General features: G+C 42.6%; 20 protein-coding genes. 8 read left to right on the forward strand and 12 right to left on the reverse strand.

Annotated elements, in window-relative coordinates; genetic code table 11:
• Positions 1-62: 62 nt before the first annotated feature.
• From CDG76_RS29955 to CDG76_RS29985, 7 genes are all read right to left on the reverse strand, one after another.
• The gene (locus CDG76_RS29955; RefSeq protein ID WP_094352475.1) at positions 63-1259 is read right to left on the reverse strand and encodes an RNA-guided endonuclease InsQ/TnpB family protein; all 1197 of its coding nucleotides are present in this window, start codon (positions 1257-1259) and stop codon (positions 63-65) included.
• Between the two features lie 113 nt (positions 1260-1372).
• The gene (locus CDG76_RS29960; protein ID WP_094352476.1) at positions 1373-1615 is read right to left on the reverse strand and encodes a hypothetical protein; all 243 of its coding nucleotides are present in this window, start codon (positions 1613-1615) and stop codon (positions 1373-1375) included.
• A 176-nt stretch (positions 1616-1791) separates the two neighbouring features.
• A complete protein-coding gene (locus CDG76_RS29965; protein WP_094352477.1) occupies positions 1792-2067 on the reverse strand; it encodes a TM2 domain-containing protein in 276 nt (91 codons plus the stop codon).
• A gap of 751 nt (positions 2068-2818) precedes the next feature.
• Positions 2819-4393, reverse strand: coding sequence for a CPBP family intramembrane glutamic endopeptidase (locus CDG76_RS29970; RefSeq protein WP_094352478.1), 1575 nt, complete (start codon positions 4391-4393; stop codon positions 2819-2821).
• Between the two features lie 280 nt (positions 4394-4673).
• Positions 4674-5111: a DUF29 domain-containing protein gene (locus CDG76_RS29975; RefSeq protein ID WP_094352479.1), complete on the reverse strand. Its 438-nt coding sequence runs from the start codon at positions 5109-5111 to the stop codon at positions 4674-4676.
• Positions 5112-5192: 81 nt separating this feature from the next.
• Positions 5193-5867 carry a hypothetical protein gene (locus CDG76_RS29980; RefSeq protein ID WP_094352480.1) on the reverse strand — a complete coding sequence of 225 codons (675 nt, stop codon included), beginning with the start codon at positions 5865-5867 and terminating at the stop codon, positions 5193-5195.
• Positions 5868-6021: 154 nt separating this feature from the next.
• Positions 6022-7950 (reverse strand): alpha-amylase family glycosyl hydrolase, encoded by a 1929-nt coding sequence (locus CDG76_RS29985; RefSeq protein ID WP_094352481.1) that lies wholly within the window; start codon positions 7948-7950, stop codon positions 6022-6024.
• 465 nt (positions 7951-8415) lie between these two features.
• Between CDG76_RS29985 and CDG76_RS29990 the strand changes: the two genes are divergently transcribed.
• The 3 genes from CDG76_RS29990 to CDG76_RS30000 all read left to right on the forward strand — a co-directional run bounded on the left by CDG76_RS29990 (position 8416) and on the right by CDG76_RS30000 (position 12301).
• A complete protein-coding gene (locus CDG76_RS29990) occupies positions 8416-9468 on the forward strand; it encodes a hypothetical protein (RefSeq protein ID WP_094352482.1) in 1053 nt (350 codons plus the stop codon).
• Between the two features lie 433 nt (positions 9469-9901).
• Positions 9902-11716 carry a serine/threonine-protein kinase gene (locus CDG76_RS29995; RefSeq protein ID WP_094352483.1) on the forward strand — a complete coding sequence of 605 codons (1815 nt, stop codon included), beginning with the start codon at positions 9902-9904 and terminating at the stop codon, positions 11714-11716.
• Between the two features lie 366 nt (positions 11717-12082).
• The gene (locus tag CDG76_RS30000; RefSeq protein ID WP_094352484.1) at positions 12083-12301 is read left to right on the forward strand and encodes a hypothetical protein; all 219 of its coding nucleotides are present in this window, start codon (positions 12083-12085) and stop codon (positions 12299-12301) included.
• A gap of 57 nt (positions 12302-12358) precedes the next feature.
• Here the strand turns inward: CDG76_RS30000 and ribD are convergent, their stop codons facing one another.
• From ribD to CDG76_RS30020, 4 genes are all read right to left on the reverse strand, one after another.
• A complete protein-coding gene (ribD, locus tag CDG76_RS30005) occupies positions 12359-13603 on the reverse strand; it encodes a bifunctional diaminohydroxyphosphoribosylaminopyrimidine deaminase/5-amino-6-(5-phosphoribosylamino)uracil reductase RibD (RefSeq protein ID WP_094352485.1) in 1245 nt (414 codons plus the stop codon).
• A gap of 344 nt (positions 13604-13947) precedes the next feature.
• Entirely contained in the window at positions 13948-14565 is a 618-nt protein-coding gene (gene mreD, locus CDG76_RS30010) for a rod shape-determining protein MreD (protein WP_094352486.1), read from the reverse strand.
• Between the two features lie 25 nt (positions 14566-14590).
• Positions 14591-15385, reverse strand: a complete 795-nt coding sequence (gene mreC / locus CDG76_RS30015) for a rod shape-determining protein MreC (protein WP_094352487.1) — start codon at positions 15383-15385, stop codon at positions 14591-14593.
• A gap of 100 nt (positions 15386-15485) precedes the next feature.
• Positions 15486-16493, reverse strand: coding sequence for a rod shape-determining protein (locus tag CDG76_RS30020; RefSeq protein WP_094352488.1), 1008 nt, complete (start codon positions 16491-16493; stop codon positions 15486-15488).
• A gap of 373 nt (positions 16494-16866) precedes the next feature.
• Here CDG76_RS30020 and CDG76_RS30025 point away from each other — a divergent pair, with 373 nt between their 5' ends.
• Positions 16867-17229, forward strand: a complete 363-nt coding sequence (locus CDG76_RS30025) for a single-stranded DNA-binding protein (protein WP_094352489.1) — start codon at positions 16867-16869, stop codon at positions 17227-17229.
• Positions 17230-17336: 107 nt separating this feature from the next.
• Here CDG76_RS30025 and CDG76_RS30030 read toward each other — a convergent pair whose 3' ends face one another.
• Positions 17337-18080 (reverse strand): SIMPL domain-containing protein, encoded by a 744-nt coding sequence (locus CDG76_RS30030; protein WP_094352526.1) that lies wholly within the window; start codon positions 18078-18080, stop codon positions 17337-17339.
• A gap of 62 nt (positions 18081-18142) precedes the next feature.
• On the opposite strand from CDG76_RS30030, the gene CDG76_RS36645 reads away from it, so the two are divergent.
• The 4 genes from CDG76_RS36645 (at position 18143) to CDG76_RS30045 (ending at position 21273) form a co-directional block, all read left to right on the forward strand.
• Positions 18143-18331 (forward strand): hypothetical protein, encoded by a 189-nt coding sequence (locus tag CDG76_RS36645; protein WP_143854195.1) that lies wholly within the window; start codon positions 18143-18145, stop codon positions 18329-18331.
• 49 nt (positions 18332-18380) lie between these two features.
• Positions 18381-18893, forward strand: a complete 513-nt coding sequence (locus CDG76_RS30035; protein WP_094350179.1) for a helix-turn-helix domain-containing protein — start codon at positions 18381-18383, stop codon at positions 18891-18893.
• Positions 18877-19584: a transposase gene (locus CDG76_RS30040; protein ID WP_223265263.1), complete on the forward strand. Its 708-nt coding sequence runs from the start codon at positions 18877-18879 to the stop codon at positions 19582-19584. The genes CDG76_RS30035 and CDG76_RS30040 overlap by 17 nt, the downstream gene beginning before the upstream one ends.
• Before the next feature lie 210 nt (positions 19585-19794).
• Positions 19795-21273: a cation:proton antiporter gene (locus CDG76_RS30045; protein WP_094352490.1), complete on the forward strand. Its 1479-nt coding sequence runs from the start codon at positions 19795-19797 to the stop codon at positions 21271-21273.
• Positions 21274-21629: the final 356 nt, after the last annotated feature.

Below are 21629 nucleotides of genomic sequence, written 5' to 3' on the forward strand. Positions count from 1 at the left end.
TTTAAATTTTAAATTTTTAATTCCCCTACTGGGGGTTGACAGTTCCAACGTCGATAAGTAAACTACCTACGCTCACCGCTTGTGGGAGTGTAGGCTTTTAGTAGCCCTGAACTGTCTGTGTGCAAAGTACAGCACAAACAGTTCGAGCCTCTGGGTGAGTTTACGAGAGTCACCCCAATAGCAGCAATAATTTTTGCTCCGTTGAAATCAGCGTCACCACTCCAAGAGCAAGTCTCATTAGTACATTTGAAACGCTTGTCAGAACGCAGTCCAATATGTAGGCATTGATGACAGGTAAGACTAGTCCAAGCTGGAGGAACAGCAATTACTTCTATTCCAAATTGAACACCTTTGTATTCCAAAAAAGAACGCAATTGATAAAAAGACCAAGAGTTTGAACGTCTGCGTTCTGTCTTATTTCTTGGCTTTTGATTAGTTCTTTCACGAATACCTGTTAAGTCTTCAATTGCTACTATCGCATTGTTTTTTAATGCGTCCTGAATTATGGATTTGCTAATGTTGTGGTTTAGCCATTGTTGAAATTTTCTCTCCTTACCCGACAGCCGTTTCAAAATCTGCCTTGCCCTGCGGCGAGTAGACCTTGTGCCTTTCGTGGCAATATGCTGGAGAGAAGCTCTCACCCTAGAAAACTTGTCTCTAACATCGTTAATTTGTTTCCCATCCCACTTATTACCATTGCTAGTTACAGCAACGTTTCTGCGCCCAAAATCAACACCAATTACATTATTCGACTTCATTGGTGTCGGGGCTTCATCCTTAATTTGAATGTGGATGTAATAGTTGCCGTCACGATGCTTACATAACTGTGCTGATGTTGGTTTTCTACCTTTAAGCTTCCCTTTTTGATAATTACCAGCATCGATTTTAATATGCTCTCTACCATTCATTAAAGTTAAGCTTACAGTCCAGTCTTTCTCTCTGAATGAGAAAATCCTGGCATCATAATCAGCCGATGTCGGCTTAAACGCTTTAACTGGTTTGTCTTTTTGTTTGGCAGTTTTGCGATTAGCTCCAACTCTGGCACAAGCGCGAACAGCTAAGTTTGCACTCAATCCAAACAAAGTACGAATCTCGTTATAGACCATGTTTTGAATAGTGGTCTTGCTGGTTATCTGAGGTTTAACTTTCTGGTTGGCGTAGTTACACGCATCAGCAAAAAACTTCAGTACCAGTTCGATTTCAAGAGCCTGTTTTTGAGTGGGGTTGAGTTTGCAAACCAGCGTCAATACTTGTTCCATGATTTCGACCTAATCACAGATGAGTATAATACATCAAAACAGTCGTGTTGTAACAGAGACTTATTTGTTAAAAACTCAACTGTCTTCACTCTTTCAATAACCTGCGGTTGTTATTATTCGGAAGACGTTTCGTTTTTAACCCGCAATTCTTCAAGGGCACTGACCTTATCAGGTTCAGTGTGAGCCTCCTTGCGGGAATAGGTGACATAAATAATCGCTGCCACCTGTATTGGCGCGATCGCAATCAGGTTTTTTAAGAAATAGTTGATTTCTAAATGAGACATAACACTGAAATATCCTAAGCCTAACAAGAAGAACATTGCCCAGTTAAGCTGTTTAGTTTTGAAAATAAGCATATCAATAAAAATAAATATAAAAGGTAAAAGTGCTATATAACTTCTGCTAAGGGTGAAGCGGAAGGGAAAAAGGATCTTTCTTTGGGTTGCTGCCCTTTATCCCTGCGCTTTTGCTGCAATCCTAAGCTTGGAAGTGGGTATCATTCTCTGCTTCCAGTAAGAAAGCTATTCTTGCACTAGAACCAGCCTTGCTTATTCACAAAATAGGTATTTACAAATCCTTCAGGGGATTTATTTAAGTAGATCATGCCTTCAATTAGACCTACAAGTTGCATAACTAACAAAGCAACGCCGTAGGTAAAAGAACCCCCAACGACAGAAATCACTAACATGATAAAGCCTTCCGAAGCGTATCCTAGAATAAACTTATGAACCCCAAACGCTCCCAGGATAATGCCACAGTAACCAGATAGAAGTTGTTTGGTAGGGTGACTGGGGTTGAGATTTGCCATATAAGTGCTGCTCCTTGATAAGTGAGTATAAAAATAAAGTCTTTATTGTAATGGAAGCAAATACATTTACTTGCTTAATAAATAGATTTTTAATTTTTTCAGTCTGAGTAAGTCTCAAGATGAATAATTAAAATCAGCGTGCTTTTATTCCAGAGGAGACGCCAAGATGTCTTGCAGTTTAGGCCGAACTGGCGTTCCTTGATGACTTTTGCTGGATTTGACGATCGCAAACCCTGGTGCAGCAGTTTTGCAGATTTTTAGCTCAGGCGTTTATCTTGAGCAGAATAAATCTTAAATAATCAGCAAAAGCTGCTACATACACCACTTTTTACAAGTCCATCAGTATTATTTCCGGATTCTTTTGCGATGCTTCCAGCGAATGTGAAACGCCATCGCACCAATGGCAAGACAATGACGTGGCTAGTGTGAATCTAGAAGCGCAAAAGGCATCTTCCATATCTTTCTAACCGCTTTTTAGTTACCGATCCCCACTTCCATGAGCGCAAACCGGAATTGCATTCCAATTTATGACAGCTAAAAATGGTTCAAGAAGACAATTAACATCTCGAAAGATGGCTAAAATCTACCTGAATGAGAATGTTAATAGCATTCTTTAATTTGCTTTTGCCATTATCGTAATTGGGTTTTCAGCTAGTATTTATGCTTATAACCAATTATCACTAGTAAATCGTCTCTACCTATGCAGATAAAATCAGATATTTTTGTTTTTGGCAACAGTAACATACCTGTATTAAGTGCTACCCAGAATGAATAAACTTAATAGCGTACCACTATTCCAAAGGCTGTGGAGGAGCATAGGAGCGAGAAGATTGCGCGATCGCGTGTAGACTACTCCCAACACAATGCCCAATGCGGTCAGGGGGAGAATTTCCGATAAGCTGAGGTGAGCGATCGCAAACAACAAACTACTGATCAGAATCGATCCCCACACGGGTAAGTAACGAGTTAGAGAAGGTAACAAAAAACCGCGAAATAGGATTTCTTCAAAAAATGGAGCGGCGATCGCCGCTGTGGAGAAAAATATACCAAGTGCGATACTATCTTGGCTTTCCAGGGCTAGTTGCAACAGAGGATTACTCCCACCCTGTCCTTGCCATAGCTGCTGATTAATTAAAGATACCACCACAACTACAGGTAAAGCCGTGCAATAGCCTCCCAGTCCCCACAAAAACCAGTTATCTTGAAAACGGAAGCGAAACCAGAATTCTGGTAGTGGAAAAAAGCGCTTGAGAGAGAAATACAGCACTAACAGCGCACCTAATGCCACCAAGAAGTAACTAACCAACACAGAAAATGCCTGAAGTCGTACATCTACAATGGGACGCGGGATGGGTAGCAGTGATATCACCAAAGGTACAAAAATTTGCCCCATGAAGAAAAAGCCGATGATAAAAACCTGCAAAACCGTTTCACCACCCCAAGGCGTTGACCAAGGGATATCAGCATTTTGAGCTAATAACGAGGCTTTTCCTTTCAACAAGCGTTGAGCAAATAATAAAATCAGCAATATTAAACCAATTAAAGCTGCCAAGGTGGGAATAGTGCCAATAACTGCCAATTTCACCACTGCTTGAGCAGAAGATTCTTGTTGTGCGGCTTTTACTGCTAATAACGCATCTTGTCGTTGCTGGAGTTGGTATAACTTAACCAAAGCAGTAGAGCGAAACCAACCTTCTAAATTCTTTTGAATTGGTTCTTGAGCATTTGGGAGGATACGAGGAGGATTGCTCCACAGTCCAGTCAATACAGCAGCGGTTTCCCCAAACCCTGGATTAATATCTGAGCGTTGTTGTAATTCGCTCCAAGTCTTGAAGGCTGTATCCGTCTGTCCTTGCTGTGCTTGTAAAATTCCCAAGCGCAGGTCTAATTCAGCCAGTAATTTTTGTAATTGCTTAAAAGACTGTTGTAACTGTTGCTGTCCCTGTTTAGGGGTTTTAATAGTGGGAGGAGCGTCTGGTAGAGGTTTCGGAGGCGTGGGAGTTATTTCAGCTTGAGAGCGTAATTGTGCAAGTTTGTTGTTAACTTTGTCTAAATTAGCTTGAACTGATTGACGCGCCTCCTGATACTGCTTTGTAGCGCTTTCTAGGGGTTGCTCACCAAGTATTGCTTCCTGAATCGCCTGGAGTTTGTCATCACCGCTATCTTCTGATTGCCAAGCTTGAGCTTGTAAAGCAATATTTGTTTGGTATAGTTCCAAACGACTTTGAAATTGAGGTTCTTGCCAACTGCCGAATAAAGCCGAAACTGCCAACAGAACTGCTATCGGCGTCATCACAAAAAATAAAACCAACCGCTTGAGTGTCATCTATCCCCCTTTAACTGACCAGTGGAGAGCGCGTCCCCCTTGGGAATTATCGCAATAAAAAGTCAGAGGTGGATAGATATCATCAATATTAAAAGTTTGCGATGAATGTACAATACCTGCGCTTTTTGCAAGCCTATGCACCCACGATGTTAAATTACAGTGGTGTTCTCCTACATTGAGGAAGCTGATAATCTTTGTTTTGAGAGATGAATAACTCACTACGAACTAGGATTTTATTTATGTTTAATTATGCCTACTTACTGAGTCTCAGTAGTCTAACTTAGAGGAATTCAGGATCGAGAAGTTGTTCCATAGTGAAAGGACACTCAAGGGGAAAAGTTTCTATTGACTTTTGAGTCTCATTTGCAGCATTTCGACGAGCGCGGCGATAATATTTCTGTATCCACTCCCAGTCTTCTAGAAGGCGCTGCAAACTGGGAGTATCTTCTAAGCAATCTTGAATTTGGTTTCGGCAGTTTGAGATTGTGTTAACCCAACTTTTAGTTTTTCGTTTTGGTTGATATTGACATTTGAGTAAGTGCATTAAAAGCACCTGTAAATAACTTCCAAGTTCTTTTTGTTCGCTCCGACCCAAAGCCTCTAGTTCCTCTACCAAATGTTCAACATCTAACTCAGCCCAGCGTCCTTTCTTCAGGCACTCAGCTTGTTGCTGCGTCCACACCAGAAAGTCCTGATTGTAGAGTGTCGTTTTACTCATCAACAGTTACCCCTTTGTTTTCAGCAACATTTTGCCTATTTTTGCTCAATGTTGATCCACGAATAATCTCACAAAAGTAATCTAGCAATTACTCCTCTTATTAGCATCGTCATTTTGCAAGTTGTGTTGGGCACAGAAACCGCTGATATCTGGGTTGAAGATAAATTCCTTTTTGAGTTTAGGTTCACCATGTACTTGATTAGGCGTGTACCCTAAATTATCGATCCAAGTTACAAATTCTATTACGTATGGCTGATTTGCTGTCGATTTGTGTCCTTGGTTTTTATGAACAAGTGGAGTGAGCCAAGCAGGTAAATGAACAGCTTTATCACCGAAGTAGTAGAAGTGCCGTGACATCAAAACATTTATACCGCCTAAATCTGTTTCTTGATTACTGATGTCATGAACACTTGGTCGCAATACTGGTTGTTCTCCTTGGCTGTAATCATAGATGCAATCACCAATACGATACTCAAATATTTCGCTGTTCCACTTTGGAATTTTGTGAGGACTATGAACTCGGCAAAACTCGTCGTATTTTTGCAATGTCATTTTGTCCGTTACCTGCATTCCATATACAATGCAATCGGTAATATTCCCAATTGGTGACTGTGTAGAACCAAGTCCTACAACCCAATCTCCAATGTTTGCGGCTCGTCGGATAACAGGCTTGCAAATTGCGAGAGTGCAAAGTTCCCAGAATGGGTTAGGAGCTGCGCCATCATCATAACGTAGGCAGTAAGAGAAGAGTCTCATCAGTACAAAATCACTAGAGCATCTAACTACTACACTATGGCGCACACTGCGGTTCGATACGCTTATTTATGTATTTTTTGTTACCAAAAATTCAAAAATAATGAAGAGTGAAGAATCAAAATTTTAATCCTTCACTCTACCTCATTCTATATTTCTAAGATTCTCTTCCCGATGCCCAGGTATCACGCCATTTGACAGTACCTTCTTTCGCAATCACCCAGCGGCGATTTACGAGATTTTCGCGTAGAGGCGATCGCCCTTCCCGCCACATGGCATATTTATAAGCAATTAGCTTACCAGCACTTTCATCAAAGGGAATCTCGGCAAACCAAGTATTGGTGTTGATGTACTCTAGGGGATAGGCTTTGCTGATATCCCAGTTACCTAACTCTGGGCAATCTCCTGTCACCACAATGATTTCACCAGGTTTAGTCTCTACGCCATTGAGTTGGACGCGGACAATTGTTTGTGCTTTTATCCGTTCGCCAACGTGGCTGAAAACAATCACTCCCCGTTCTTCTAGTACTAGGTCATAAATCTTGCCATCTTTCACCTCATACTTGTTGCGAGTCACCACGCAGGTATGTTCGCCATCGGGCAATTCTGTTTCTACTTCTGGGAGAGTAACTTCTCCTCCCCGGTTTAAAGCTACAAAACACAGCGAGTCACGATAGCGGCGTACATAACAGTAAACATCTGGTGTTAAGTATTTTTGCCAGTGACTACCCATTGATACGGCTGGATTCAGTCGTCGTAAGCCAGACAGCAGCCTGATGCAACGATAAATCTCACTCTCAGTATCCCAATTTTCCATCATTGGGCGGTTATATGGGTCGTTACCGCCATCAGTGTCGTTATGCAGATACTGTTCTGTGCCGTAATATATGCAGGGAATGCCGCGACAGGTCATAATTAAGACGATCGCAACCTTCAACATCGCTGGATCGGGGTTCAGCGATTGGAAACGGGACATATCATGGTTATCGATGAATGTAACTAACTCTGTTGCCCCGTTGTAGCAATGATCTTGGTCAAAAATATATTGAATTGTTTGGAATCCCATTTCTGAACCTTGCCCTAGTGCGGCTCGAATTGCCACGCACAACCCAAAGTCTAGAAGTGTCATGCCTGAATGGTTAACAAATTCCACTGAGCGATCGTCAGTTGGATTACTATAAATCCATTCACCAAAAATAAATACATCTGGTTTGTGATTGGTCATCTCGCCAGTGAATTCTTGCCAAAACCAGATTGGCATATGCTTGACAGTATCCACCCGCAGTGCATCCACACCCCGGTCTAGCCATTGTTTAATTGCTGACTTGATATACTCCCGATATTCCGTATTGTTTTCATTAAAGGTTGCTAGACCAGATAGTTCACAGTTTTGTACTTGCCAATCATCTTCCCAGTTTTGCACTTCGCCATAGTGGTGATACCAATGATTGACATCATCATTAAAATCAGCAATTTTGACACCATCATCATACAATTCACCTTTACTACCGCTAGTATCAGGTGTGCTATGGTTGCAGACAATATCCAGCACTAGCTTCATATTGCGCTTGTGCATTTCTGTAATTAACCGATCAAAGGTGGTATTTTTTTCTTCTTGAGTGGCGTTTAAAGAAGGGTTATCTCCGTCAGCAATATATCGAGGATTAAGCCGTTTAAAGTCTTTTGTCCAATAGCCATGTATTGCTGCATTGCCAACAAATAACTCTTCAACCTGCTCGAACAGTGGAGTTAGCCAAAGAGCTGTAACTCCCATATTTTTGAGATAATCTAATTTATCGATGACACCTTGCAAGTCGCCACCCCAGTACTTACCCCAATCTTGTCTAGTTGGATCGTACAGTTCTGAGTTTGCACCTTCGCTGTTATCTGGATCGCCATCATAAAAGCGATCAACTACGAGAAAATAAATTGTTTCCTGACGAAATTCAATATCTCTGGTGTAAAGGAACTCTAGAGCAATCTCAATATCTAACTGCGGTTCTTGTATAAGAGCTTCTACATTTTCCTTTGCAGGATCTACTTTATATTGATCTGGTGAAAACTGGGATGGTGGGGTTTGTACCATAAAAAACTCAAAATTTCATCTAATTCACACTTGCAGAACCAACAGTACAACGTTTCGAGTATTGTGTGTCACTACAAACTTCGGTATTGTGACATCCTGCCTACGGTGTAGGTATCTATCGCGAGCTAGTTTATAATTCTATCGGTAGATATAATTCATCTGCTAGAGGATAAAAATAAAGGAATATAGCAGTTGCTGGGTTACAAAAATTTACAATATTTAATTAAATTGACTTGCGGTAAATATTGAGCCTAGCTCGTGTTTAAGTGTATATTCGACAACAGATTTTAGAAAACCTCAACGCCTGGGAAATTAGTTGTCAATAAAGTTTTGTTACACCCGATCGATACTGAGTAAACCACGTATAAGCCAACTTTTTCTCTAGAAGATTCGCTCCATTGGTAAACTGACCATTGTCACTTTCAATCTGTTATTACTATCAAGGAATTAATTTAGGTAGCAATTATGACCAAATATGACAAGGTTTTTAACTCACCAAAGACATCAGAGGAATCACTAAGTCCAGAGGAAGCGGTGGCGGCGATCGCAACTGTGACTGCGATCGCTGATTCATTTATTGAAGAGGTAGATGCAGAAAGTTTAGCGGGTATCCTCTGGGAATTCGAGGTTTTCGAGGAATACTCAGAAGATGAAATTGCAGAAATAGTTGATAGACTCATCTCCATTGCCGAAGAAGAGGGAATTGGCCCCCTGTTTAATGCCGCCAAAGTATCTCTCTCAGATGAATTAGTGCTAGATGGTTTTGCTGCTGGGGTAATAGTGCTTTTAGACGATGACCTCGCCATCCCCAAACCAAAACAAGCCTACCTGAAAAAGCTACAAGCAGCTTTAGAACTTGAGGATGAAGAAGCAGAGGAAATCATCAAGGAGGTAATTGCAGCCTTTAAAGAAGCAGAAGATGAAGAATATGAAGACGACGATGATGATGAAACAGTGGTCATTGAAGATTTTAGCGAACAGACCTATCAATCCCCTTTAGGTAATTTTAGCGTGCCAATTCCGGTTGAGCCGCAGCAGGGCGGTAGAATTCAAAGCCAGGAAGGAGTAGTTGGCTTTTCTGATGACATCGGTACTTTACTGAGAATCGATTATTATCCTTTCCCCCTAGAACAGTTAGAGGAATTGGAGTCTGTTGGACAAGAAGAATATTTACAAACAATTTTAGTAGATAAGTATGTACCTCAAGCGATTTTCGCCAATGTACCAGATGCTTCTGTGGAATATACCGAATATCTGGAAAATACTTTGCGAGGTGCTTACTACGTGTTAATTGATATGCCCAAAGGTTCCACAATTTCTAAGCAAGAAAATAATGGAACTGCAATCAGATTAGATGCTTACCGGGGTTTGCTCACGTTTATCAGTGGGGAATTTTTGTATATAGTTAGTAGTCAGCACAGTTTTATTGACGGTGAAACTCCCGATTCTCTTGAAGAAGAGGCTGAAGACATCAAAGAAAGTATTTTAGAGTTTGTTGAGACTATAGAGTTCGCTTAGTACAGTATTTCATTCATTTGTAGCGAAGTAAATTTGGCAGGATTCTGCGATACCAATGCATCGGCTTGCATTAGATACAGCAGAATTCAAAATTCAGGAGTCAGAATTCAGGAGTCAGAATTCAGGAGTCAGAATGGGCTACGCCCCGCTGCGCTAACAGAAGTAAAACAGGCTTTGTACCTGGTTTTGAGACTTAGTTTGTGTACTTCACTTTCCTTGAAATCCGCTGTATGTGCTGAAAAAGAATGTAGAGACGTAGTACTGCTACGTCTCTACAAGGGTTCAGGATAACGCATATTTAATTTCACCAGAGTATATTCGCCCTGGCTTCGCTCATGTGAGGTACATTTGGAAAGGGCAATGTCTGACGACAAGTTCGGAGAAGACAAGAAGTCTCCGGCTCTGCACTGGGTGTCTACGCTTATAATTTTTCATGACAATAACCCTGCTGAACAATCGCTATCAAGTTATCCAGGTAATCGGCGCTGGTGGGTTTGGCGAAACCTTTCTAGCAGAAGATGTCCACATGCCTTCTCGCCGTCGCTGTGTAATCAAGCAACTAAAACCGATAACCAATAATGACCCGCAAACCTACCAACTTATCCAACAAAGGTTTGAACGGGAAGCCGCAACCTTGGAGTATTTGGGTGAAAGTAGCCACCAAATTCCCAAACTCTACGCCTACTTTTCTGAGAATGGACAATTTTATCTCGTCCAAGAATGGATTCACGGCCAAACCCTGACAAAAATTGTCGAAGCCAAAGGATTTGAGAGTGAAACTGCTGTTCGGCAAATTCTCTTGAGTCTGCTTTCAGTTTTAGATTATGTTCACAGTAAAGGCATTATTCACCGAGATATCAAGCCAGATAACATTATTCTGCGTTCTATTGATAACGAGCCAGTTTTGATTGATTTTGGTGCAGTCAAAGAAACAATTCGTTCAGTGGTGAATTCTCCAGGATACCCCACGCGATCGCTTGTTATTGGTACGCCTGGATATATGCCTAGCGAACAAGCCGTTGGCCGCCCAGTTTACGCCACTGATATCTACAGTTTAGGTTTAACGGCAATTTATCTGCTGACTGGTAAACACCCGCAAGAACTAGTAACCGATCTAAAAACTGGGGAAATACTTTGGCAACAGCACGTCCCTAACGTCTCTTCCCAATTGGCGGCAGTACTCAATCAGGCAATTAAGCCTCATGCTGGCGATCGCTACAGCACTGCTAGTAAAATGCTATACGCCCTGCAATCTGCTAGTAATATACCTACTGAGTTAGCTGCAAATACTTCCACAGTCATTTTTTCTCCCAATGCATCGGCTCGACAAACTCAGCCACTATATTCTCTGCAAAACAATTCTGCGATTCCAGGGTCTTCCACTCCTGGAAACTGGCAAAAATCTGCTGTGATTGTTGGCAGTTTGCTCATAGGCGGCTTGATTGGTGCAGTAGCAATTCCTAGCATCATTCGTCAGCAACAACCAGAAACAACCATTGGCACAACTTCCACGCCATCGCCAGAATCTTTTCCGACTTCTGAATCAACTGAACCGCCCGTTTCCTCGCAAACTTCTCCAGTTCCAGTTATCCCTAGCTCTTCACCACGACAGCGACCAACCTCGAATCCCCCAGTTGTACCTATACCACAGCCAGAAAAAGAGCCTATAACTTCAGAGACTCCAGCGCCCGTAGCAACATCCACGCCACAGCCAGAACCAGAAAATGAAGCAAGTGCAGTTCCCACACCAGAAGCGCGTTCTACACCACAAAACAAGCCGCGCAGTAAATTAGCTGCCACTGCCAGCAGACAAAGCGTTCCCGCATTCCCTACAGGTACAACAAGAAACATCGTAGAAGCTACCCTCGGCAAACCAAATCAAGATTTAAGAGGCGCATGGGGCAATACTCGTGCTGTCGTTTACAAACTTGTGCCAAACAAAATTGACCTTGGCTACTTATTCGATCGTAATTCTAAAACGCTGCGTCAAACTGAAGTATCTTTTGCTCAATCGGTAGATCCAGAAGTAATGGAGACTACCTTGAATGGAATGTTAGCAGGGCAAGCCACTGAAGAAATTAAGCAGGGACTCAAACAGGTACAACAGCGCCAATCGGATAATTTTAGTTTTAATAATGGCTCAGTCAAAGGCCAAATTATTCGCCAAGAATGTGATTTTATTTACATTAGCATTTGGGATGCAGATTTACATAATTTTGTAAATCCATCTACAGCCAAACAGTGTTAACTTTCTGGCAAACACCATTCTCAAAAGTTAGATTTTTGTATCCTACAAGACAGACTCAGGATTCAACATAGTGATTTAAAAACTGATTTTATTCGGCTACAATTAAGATAATTTCAGTCTTCCCAAACACAAAAACCCAATTTTTAGAATTAGTGCATTTGTTTTCTAGATTTTGCAACTAAATCCATAAAAATCTGTGTTTCCCATTCCCCATCTTTATTTTCAATTCTTAATCTTCATAAAGTTATAAATACGATTATTAAGTTTTTAATAATACTTATCTCAGCTTCTACATTCATGTCGTAAAGTTCGATTGGAATTGTGTAATCTGAAGACAGCAAAGCTAAATTATTCAATTGAGGTCTGATGACTCCTACAATCATGCGTCAGCTTTGGTCAGTGGTTGAAACCGCTCAAGCCAAGCTCCTTTTACAACTGGATGATGCTACCTTGGTGCAGTGGTTAGTGAAACAAACCGAAACGCAAGTGTTGTTAGATTCTAACGAAACTGATTTTCTTAGCCACTACATTCAATCTCGACTAGCCCTTATACGCGATCTTGCCCATGAACGCCAGTGTTCATGATGCCTACGGCGGGCTACGCCAACGCAAAATCAAGATAAATAGATTGATCGTCAAGCGTTATGACTGTTGACTATTAACTTTTTGGGACAAATAACCTTCCACTAAGCAGTCAGAGCCTACTACACGCCAACGAACACGTTCTAAAGACAACGCCTCAGTCATGGTAGTAAAACCTAAATCGCCCACTGGTGTGGGAGCAATACTACCACCAATGATTTTTGGGGCAATAAATGCTAAAACTTTTTGCACTGCTCCTTGAGCGATCGCACTAGCAGCTAAAGTACCACCACACTCCCACAGCACGCTACAAAAACCTCGTTCATATAAGTACGCCATTGCCTCATCCGGCGTAAGTGATGCTAATTCCACCACCTCCACACCCTGTTTGAGCAACAGTTCTTGAAAATCGGGGTTAGCACCCTTCTGTGTCAACACCAAAGTTGGAGCATCCGCAGTTTGCCATAGATGGGCACTTGCGGGTAAGTTGAGATGGCGACTCATCACCACCCGCAGGGGATTATGTGCCCCCACCTGATGGCTGGTTAAGTAAGGATTATCTTGTCGGACTGTATTACCGCCGACAATTATGGCATCACAAGCCGCCCGCACTAGATGTACTTCGCTGCGGGCTTCTTGACTTGTCACCCAAGCGCTATGACCAGAGGTAGTAGCAATTTTGCCGTCTAAAGTCATGGCATATTTTAAAATTCCCAAAGGTCGCTTATGGAGAATGCGATGCACAAAAGCTTCATTTAGCTGACGGCAGGCTTCCTCTTCTACTCCAACTAATACTTCGATTCCCGCTGCCCGTAAACGGGCGATGCCACCTCCAGCCACCAGTGGATTGGGATCAACCATACCCACCACTACTTTTGCCACCCCTGCTTCGATCAATCCTTCCGAACAAGGGGGAGTACGTCCGTAGTGATTGCAAGGTTCGAGGCTGACATAGATTGTTGCACCACGAGAGCGATTCTCCTGAGGAGAGGCTGCGCCAACGCCTGCTGCTTTTAAGGCAAACACTTCCGCATGAGGCTCACCTGCGCGAGGATGAAATCCTTCGCCGACAATCTCGCCATCCTTGACAATCACCGCTCCCACTAACGGATTTGGCGAAGTCCGCCCTAAAGCGCGACGGGCAAGTTCTAAACACCGCAGCATCATGCGAGAGTCAAAGTCAGTTCCTACCTTTTGCTTCGGTGGTGAATTCGAGCCAGCTGCTGACTCCACTATTGGTGTATTTTCCTGAGTGTAATTTGGTAAGGATGCATCTGCTTGAGCGACCACTGGGGAATTATCCATAATTTTAGGCAACACTGTAAATATTCTGCACGCGATCGCGCAGCCTCTCCACAAGAGAATCGCGCTTTGCTCCTGATAATTAAACAGTAATATCTAGGCGCTATTATTGGCTGTCTCAACTTACATGAGTCTGTAATATTCACACTTACAGTTCACTGTAGCTTGAATCCATATTGCCAGAGGTTGCCCAAATTCCATAAAGATTTAGGTTACAGGGTACAAAAGATAATTTTCTTTACTGTCACCTGTAACCTATCCCCTTCCTAACTCTTGTACAAATGCGATTAATCGCATCATTACTCCTAACTCTTGTACAGACGCGATTAATCGCGTCTCTAACTTTACTATTGCTCCAACAATTTCATCCGTTGCCACCAAAGATTCAGGGGATAATAGACCACAGGTGCCCACAGACTACTCAGAATGGCAGAGGCAAGAGCGACGCGCTGATAATATGTCCAAATATCTGTCACCTTGCGCTCATTACCGAGCAAAGTTAATTGCAACCCAAAGATAGTTTCTGCCAAAACTGCCAAAACAAAGACAATTACAGCAATTGAAATAAAATCTTCTTCGATAAAACGCTGTTTCTGGAGCAGACCAGTTAAAGCCCCCACTATACCTAAACTGATGGCATGAGTCGGGCTAGGTGATGTCATCGAATCTTGAAGTAGCCCCAGAACTATACCTGCCAATGCTCCGGCAAACACCGTGCGCTTCACACTCCAAGCTACCACCCAAATTAATAGCCAGTTAGGGCCAATTCCCAACAATTCCATACCTGGGAATCGGGTTGGTAATAAAAGTAAACATAATAGTACAGAACTAGCCGTCACTATCCAGCCCAACAACTGACGTATACCGGGATGCCAACGAGCAAGCGGCTGGATTCGGAATTTCGATGTTCGCTCTGACGATTTTGGCTTTTTCTGCCTGCTACCACCAAATGCAGGAATCTTCATTTTTCTATGGATTTTTTCAAAGAATTTACTTAGACTTTTGCGGCACTTGATTTGCCGACTCTTGGTTTTCTGGCTTGGGATAAACAGCTACCCAATCGAGAGAGCGGATTGGCGGAAAAAGCTCAATTTTTGCTACTGATGCCGGGAGTTTCTTTAAATCCAGCGACTTAATTCGTCCTACTGCCAAACCGGAGGGAAATTTCTGACTGTAAGTAGATGTGGAAACTAAATCTCCTACTTTCACATTTGGAACTTTTTCATAAAACTCCAATACAGCTTCAGCAGAAGAATCTCCTCGCAAAACGCCTTTAGCTGCTGTGCGGCTAATCGATACACCCACTTGACTCTTGAGGTCACTGATTAACAACACGCGGCTAGTATTGGGAGTTACACTCTCCACCAGACCCACCAATCCGCCTTCTGCCTTGACTACGAAGCCTTCCTGAATCCCTGCATTCGCACCGCGATTCAGCGTAACTTGTTGCCACCACTGGTCAGCACTACGTCCTACCACCCGTGCTGGAATTGGTCGTGATGCCAATGGCTCTTTTTCCACATAGCCTAATAAATCTTGTAGCTTTGTCTTTTGACTTTCCAAATCTACTATACGGGTTTGCAATTCCATCATCCGGGCATCTCTGAGACGCTCTTCTGGAGTTGGCCCTGACTGCAACATCTCTAATGGACGGATAATTGCTTGGTATGTCTCAAGCACTAGTTCACCTTGAGTCTGTCGCAATATCCAAGCACTACCAAGTACTAAAGCTAACAACCCAATTTGCAACCCTTTACGATCCCACCAACGCCGTATTGTCACCATATATACCTGTATATACTTATATAAATTAAGTTCTACTTGGATTCTATTTATATAGAACCCAAATAGAACTCAAATAGAACTCAATTCTGATATTTTTTTGCTACATATTGCGAGAGCTTTCGGTAACAACTCGTTCCAACTGTTTAAAGTTTTCTAACACACGACCTGTTCCCAGTACAACACAGCACAAAGGATCGGCAGCAATGTGAGTAATAATCCCTGTTTCATGGCTAATTAGGGTATCTATGCCTTTGAGCAAAGCACCACCACCAGCTAACATAATACCTCTGTCAATAATGTCTGCTGCCAGTTCTGGAGGTGTGCGTTCCAGTGTCCGCTTCACAGCTTCTATAATTACTGATAGTGGTTCCAACATGCTTTCCCGGATTTCTGGGGCTTTGATTGTGACAGTTCGCGGTAAACCAGAAAGCAGGTGTAAGCCTCGGACTTCCATCATGGCGTCATTATCATCATTAGTCGGATAGGCAGAACCAAGCCGAATCTTGATTTCCTCGGCAGTACGTTCACCAATGACTAAGTTATGAACTTTCTTAATATACTGAACGATCGCATCAGTCAGTTCATCTCCAGCAATCCGTACTGATTCGCTGATTACCGTACCTTGAAGACTCAGCACTGCAACTTCTGTTGTCCCACCACCAATATCGATGATCATGTTGCCTGTAGCTTCGGCAACAGGTAGTCCTGCACCAATCGCCGCAGCTACAGGCTCATCGATTAAATAAACTTTTCTGGCTCCTGCTTGGTGAGCTGCATCCATCACCGCTCGTCTTTCTACTCCTGTGACACCACTGGGAATACCAATGACAATCCGAGGTAAAATCAAAGACCTACCTTCATTTACACGCTGAATAAAGCTTTTCAGCATCAGTTCGGCGATCTCAAAGTCAGCGATTACACCATCCCGCAAAGGACGGAGAGCAATCACATTTCCCGGTGTCCGACCGAGCATTTTTTTGGCTTCTTCTCCTACTGCTAGCGCAACCTTTTCGTTGACATCGATAGCAACTACAGAAGGTTCTTGTAGTACAATACCTTTACCAGATACATAAACTAGGGTGTTTGCGGTACCGAGGTCGATACCCATATCCCATGAAGTGCGAAAGTTCCTAAAAATACCCACGCGTCTGTAAGCCCCCTATGTGCGATACTTTTTGACTACAACGGTAATAGTTAATTGTGCCGGATTCGATAAAGTTATTATCCTGAGTTGAGTCAACTAGACTATATTTTTATATGATTCCCAGGAATATTTAGTATGTCTCAAGCTCCGTACTTTTTAATATTCTCTGGTTAGATTAGTATATCCGTATATTTTTATGTGTTTCTCCAAATAGTGTGTATAAATTTTCAAGTCAATTATATTGTTAACTGTTTAACACATTATTTTCAAGTCTTTCACAATTCGCTATGATGAAAGTCGAAATTGTTAAGTACGTTTGTACTGAAAGGTAACGCACATGAGTATTAATATTGTCACTCTTGTTGGTCGTGTAGGTGGCGACCCTGATATAAAATATTTTGAATCTGGTAGTGTGAAGTGTAGATTGACACTTGCTGTAAAAAGGCGATCGCGCAACAGCGATGAACCTGACTGGTTCACGCTGGAATTATGGGATAAAACGGCTGAAGTAGCAGGTAATTATGTCCGTAAGGGCAGCTTAATTGGCATCAAAGGTTCCTTAAAGTTTGACACATGGAGCGATCGCCAAACAGGAGCAAACCGCTCATCACCAATTATTAGAGTAGATCAACTAGATTTATTAGGCTCTAAGCGAGATGGAGAAGGCGGTACAGGAGATATGTCTTCAGAGCATTTTTAATTGGGCATTGATTATTAGTCCTTTGCCTTTACAAAGGACAAAGCGCAAAGTCTGAGCGCCGGCTTCCGGCGCTCAGAACTTTGTAAGAGAGGACTAATGACAAATGACTAATAACTAATTTGCAGCGTCACCGATGCTTCTACTTGCTGTTCACCACCAACAATCGGGGTGGAAGCATCAGCTGATTTTGCAGCCTCAGCCCGCAAAAACATTGGTGGTGGTGGAGGCGCACTGGCATTATTAACTTGAATGCTGACTATTTCTTTGGATTTAAAACCCAAGGCACTGAAAACGGCATCAGCTTGCTGCCGTGCGTCTTGAGTAGCTTCTTTTAATGCTTGCTTTTGAGCCGCTGCGATCGCTTCATCTTTCGCAACAAAAGTAATGCCGTTAATTTGTGTTGCACCAGCTTTGACTGCATCATCCAATAATGTTCCAGCTTGCTCAACAGGAATACTAAAACTCACAGTGTTAGTGGCAGCATAGCCTGTAATCCGCTGTACATTATTGGTGTAGCTGTAAACCGGATTGAGACGGACACCAGTAGTTTGTAATTTTTCAACATTTTTGCTCTTGAGAAACGCAACCACCGCAGATGACCTCTGAGCGGCTTCTTGCTGTACCTCCTGGGCTGTTTTCCCTTGAATCTCCACTCCTAAACTGACTTGTGCCAGAGTTGTCGGAATTGTTTCCACTCCGCGACCACTGACACTAAGGGTTCGCCACAATTTATCTTTTTCTTGTGCGAATGCAGGTAGTACAAAAGTTGCACATACAAGCATTGCTAAAGGCAGTATTTTCCACAGGTTTCCAGATGGAAACTGAGAACCAGATAAAGCGGCTCTAGTCATCATATTTGCACTCCTCAAAGTATCCACAGATGTTTTGAATAAAGGTATGTAGCAATCTTCTGGTGGTCGTTGAGAGACAACAGCCACCATCAGTTTTTCACAACTCAAGTGCGATCGCTAGATACGATTTGTATGTTCTTACTTTGACACTGCGATCGTCAAAAGCTGAAATGGTTACATTTTTTGAAACTAAAAAAATTACACTAGTACAGCGCGGCGGAAATAAACAGACCATATTGGTGGGAGAATAAATAATCAGGATAAAAGCCGTTTGGTAGGGACAGATGGAGGAATCAAGGTGTGGCTAGATTAGCTCCTAAAATATTAAATTTAAGTGATGAAGAGCGTGAGCAACTGCAAAAGTTGATAAACAGGCACAACACGCCGCAACAGATAGCAATACGAGCCAAAATAATTCTCATGGCATCTGAGGGTCAAAACCATCGACAAATAGCCCGAAATTTAGATATTAATAGGCAGATGGCTCGTTTATGGCGAAACCGATGGTTAGAAACCGAGGGTCAAGAATTATCGGTTTTTCAAAAATTACAAGATCAAGAGCGTGTTGGCACACCAGTAAAATTTAGTATGGAACAAGTAATCGAATTATTTGCATTGGCCTGTTCTCCACCTGAAGATTACGGACGGTCAATAAGTCATTGGACAGCGAGAGAACTAGCGAACGAAATTATGAAACAAGGTATTATTGAAAGCATATCTGTTCGCCATATTGGAAGATTGCTTGAAGAAGCAGAACTTAAACCCCACCAGAGTCGCTACTGGTTAACCCCCCCCTGTGGACGAAGAATTTGATGCCAAAGTGGAAGATATAACTGGTTTATATATCAGCGCCATTGAGCGTCATATAAAGGGGGAGCGCACAATATCCATTGATGAAATGACAGGTATTCAAGCCACTGAACGGTTAGAAAAGGATTTGCCAATGCGACCAGGCAAAGTCGAAAGAAGAGAATTTGAGTACATCCGTCACGGTACACAAAGCTTAATTGCCAGTTTCGATGTTGCTACTGGTCAAATTGTCCAGCCGACTTGTTCAGATACAAGAACAGAAGTTGATTTTACCCTTCATGTTCGCCGAACAATTGAAACTGACCCAGATGCCAAAAAATGGCATCTGATTATGGATTGTCTGAACACTCATCAGTCTGAATCCCTGGTTCGTTTAGTTGCACAAATGGAAGGTTTGGATATTGATCTGGGTATTAAGGGAGAAAGTGGCATCCTCAAATCAATGAAATCCCGCATGACTTTTTTGCGTGACCCAGCACACCGAATTGTGTTGCATTACACTCCTAAACATTCTTCATGGCTCAATCAAATTGAGATTTGGTTCAGTATTTTGGTTCGCAAGTTACTCAGAAGAGCCAGTTTCGTCAGTCAGGATGATTTGAAAAATCGAATCCTCAAGTTTATCGACTACTTTAACCAAACAATGGCTAAACCTTTTAAGTGGACATATAAGGGCAAAGTTTTGGCTATTTAATGGTCTGCTTATTTCCGCCGCGCTGTACTAGTACTTTCTCAAGCTAGTTTTAATGGTTTGTAGTAAGCACTTTAGTGCTTATAAATTAAAGACTGAAGTCCTTACTGCGGACTTGGCACAAATTAATTTAAAGAAGTTGCCAATAGCATTTCTATAGGATGTTTTTCAGAAACGCGTCAGAATCAAAGAGAAGGATTTTCAGAGAACCTAATGCATTTGTTAGATCCAATCAACTTCTCTTTTCCTCTGCTGGCCAGCGCAACACAAGCCGCAGACAGTTCAATGGTAGTCGAAGCAGTGCTACTAAGCTTAGTAGTCGTTTATCTCGCCAGTAAAGTTGGTGGAGAGTTATCAAACCAAGTGGGTTTGCCGCCTGTCTTAGGCGAACTCGTTGGCGGTGTGGTAGTTGGCATCTCTGTTTTCCATCTTTTAGTGTTTCCAGAAGGCGGCACAGACAGTTCTAACTCTTTGATCGTGTCCTTCCTTCAAACCACCGCTGGTTTAACGCCTGAAGCCGCTCCAGCGGTGTTTGCAGCCCAGTCCGAGGTCATTTCCGTTCTGGCAGAATTGGGTGTGATTATTCTGCTGTTTGAAATCGGCTTGGAGTCGAATTTAAAAGATTTAATGGCAGTTGGTATCCAAGCCACTGTTGTCGCAATAGTGGGGGTAGTAGTACCCTTTGCAGCTGGGACTGTGGGACTGATGACTCTGTTTGGTATTAGCGCTATACCTGCAATTTTTGCAGGGGCGGCTTTGACTGCTACTAGTATTGGTATTACTTCCAAAGTGCTGTCAGAACTGGGGCGACTCAATTCTAAAGAAGGGCAGATTATTTTGGGTGCTGCTGTAATTGATGACGTACTAGGAATCATCGTTTTAGCGGTAGTTGCCAGTTTAGCTAAAGACGGCGTGGTGGATGTCAGCAAAGTCATTTATTTGATTATCAGCGCCACTGGTTTTATTTTGGGAGCAATCCTACTAGGCAATGTTTTCAATAAGTCCTTTGTAGCGATCGCCGATCAACTCAAAACACGTGGTGGACTAGTAATCCCAGCATTCATCTTCGCTTTTGCGATGGCATACCTTGCTGCCGTCATCCACTTAGAAGCAATTCTGGGAGCTTTTGCAGCTGGTTTAGTTCTAGAAGAGACAGATAAGCGTAAAGAACTGCAAAGGCAAGTCTGTCCCATTGCCGATATGTTAGTGCCAATTTTCTTTGTGACTGTTGGCGCAAAAACTGATTTGGGAGTGTTAAACCCAGCGATTCCCGACAATCGGGAAGGTCTAATTATGGCAACTTTCCTGATCGTAGTAGCCATTCTCGGTAAAGTAATCACAGGTTTAAGCGTGTTTGGTCAACCGGAAATCAACCGTTTAGCGATCGGTGTGGGGATGATTCCTAGAGGCGAGGTTGGGCTAGTATTTGCTGGTGTCGGCGCTGCCAGTGGCGCTCTCTCGAAACCATTAGGAGCAGCAATTATCATGATGGTTATCTTGACAACCTTTTTAGCTCCTCCATTGTTACGATTTGTGTTTCCAGATCCAAAAACTGTGGACGGAAGCTCAGAGCAACTAATTTTAGACGGTTCCTCTGGGACTTCGTTGGTAATTGAACCACCTCAGTCGAGGGTGCCAGCATCAAATGACAGCAGCAATTTGGGAGTAACTCCAGATTCTGGCGATCGTTAATTATTGGGAATGGGGCACTGGGCACTTGTACTGAGCAAAGTCGAAGTATTGGGAATGGACAAGAGACAAGGGAGAGGGGGGAGACGAGGGAGAGACTTGTTCAATAATTCCCCCTTGTCCCCCTTGTCCCCCCTGCTCCCCTGCCCCTCTGCCCCTCTGCCCCAATTGTGCAGTGGAAACTTCTATCCTCAAATCTCCGTCCCGTGTGATTGTAGAATAATCATTTGTTTATAATTTCTACCAGCCTTCAGAATGTTACTTAATTTCTAGTTTCCCTCGGCTTGTGAGCCTTTATCTGAATATTTTCCAGATAATAGGGAGTAACACCCATAAATCTTGCTAGATCGTTTGACAGT

Source organism: Nostoc sp. 'Peltigera membranacea cyanobiont' 210A (genome assembly GCF_002246015.1).
Classification (GTDB): domain Bacteria; phylum Cyanobacteriota; class Cyanobacteriia; order Cyanobacteriales; family Nostocaceae; genus Nostoc.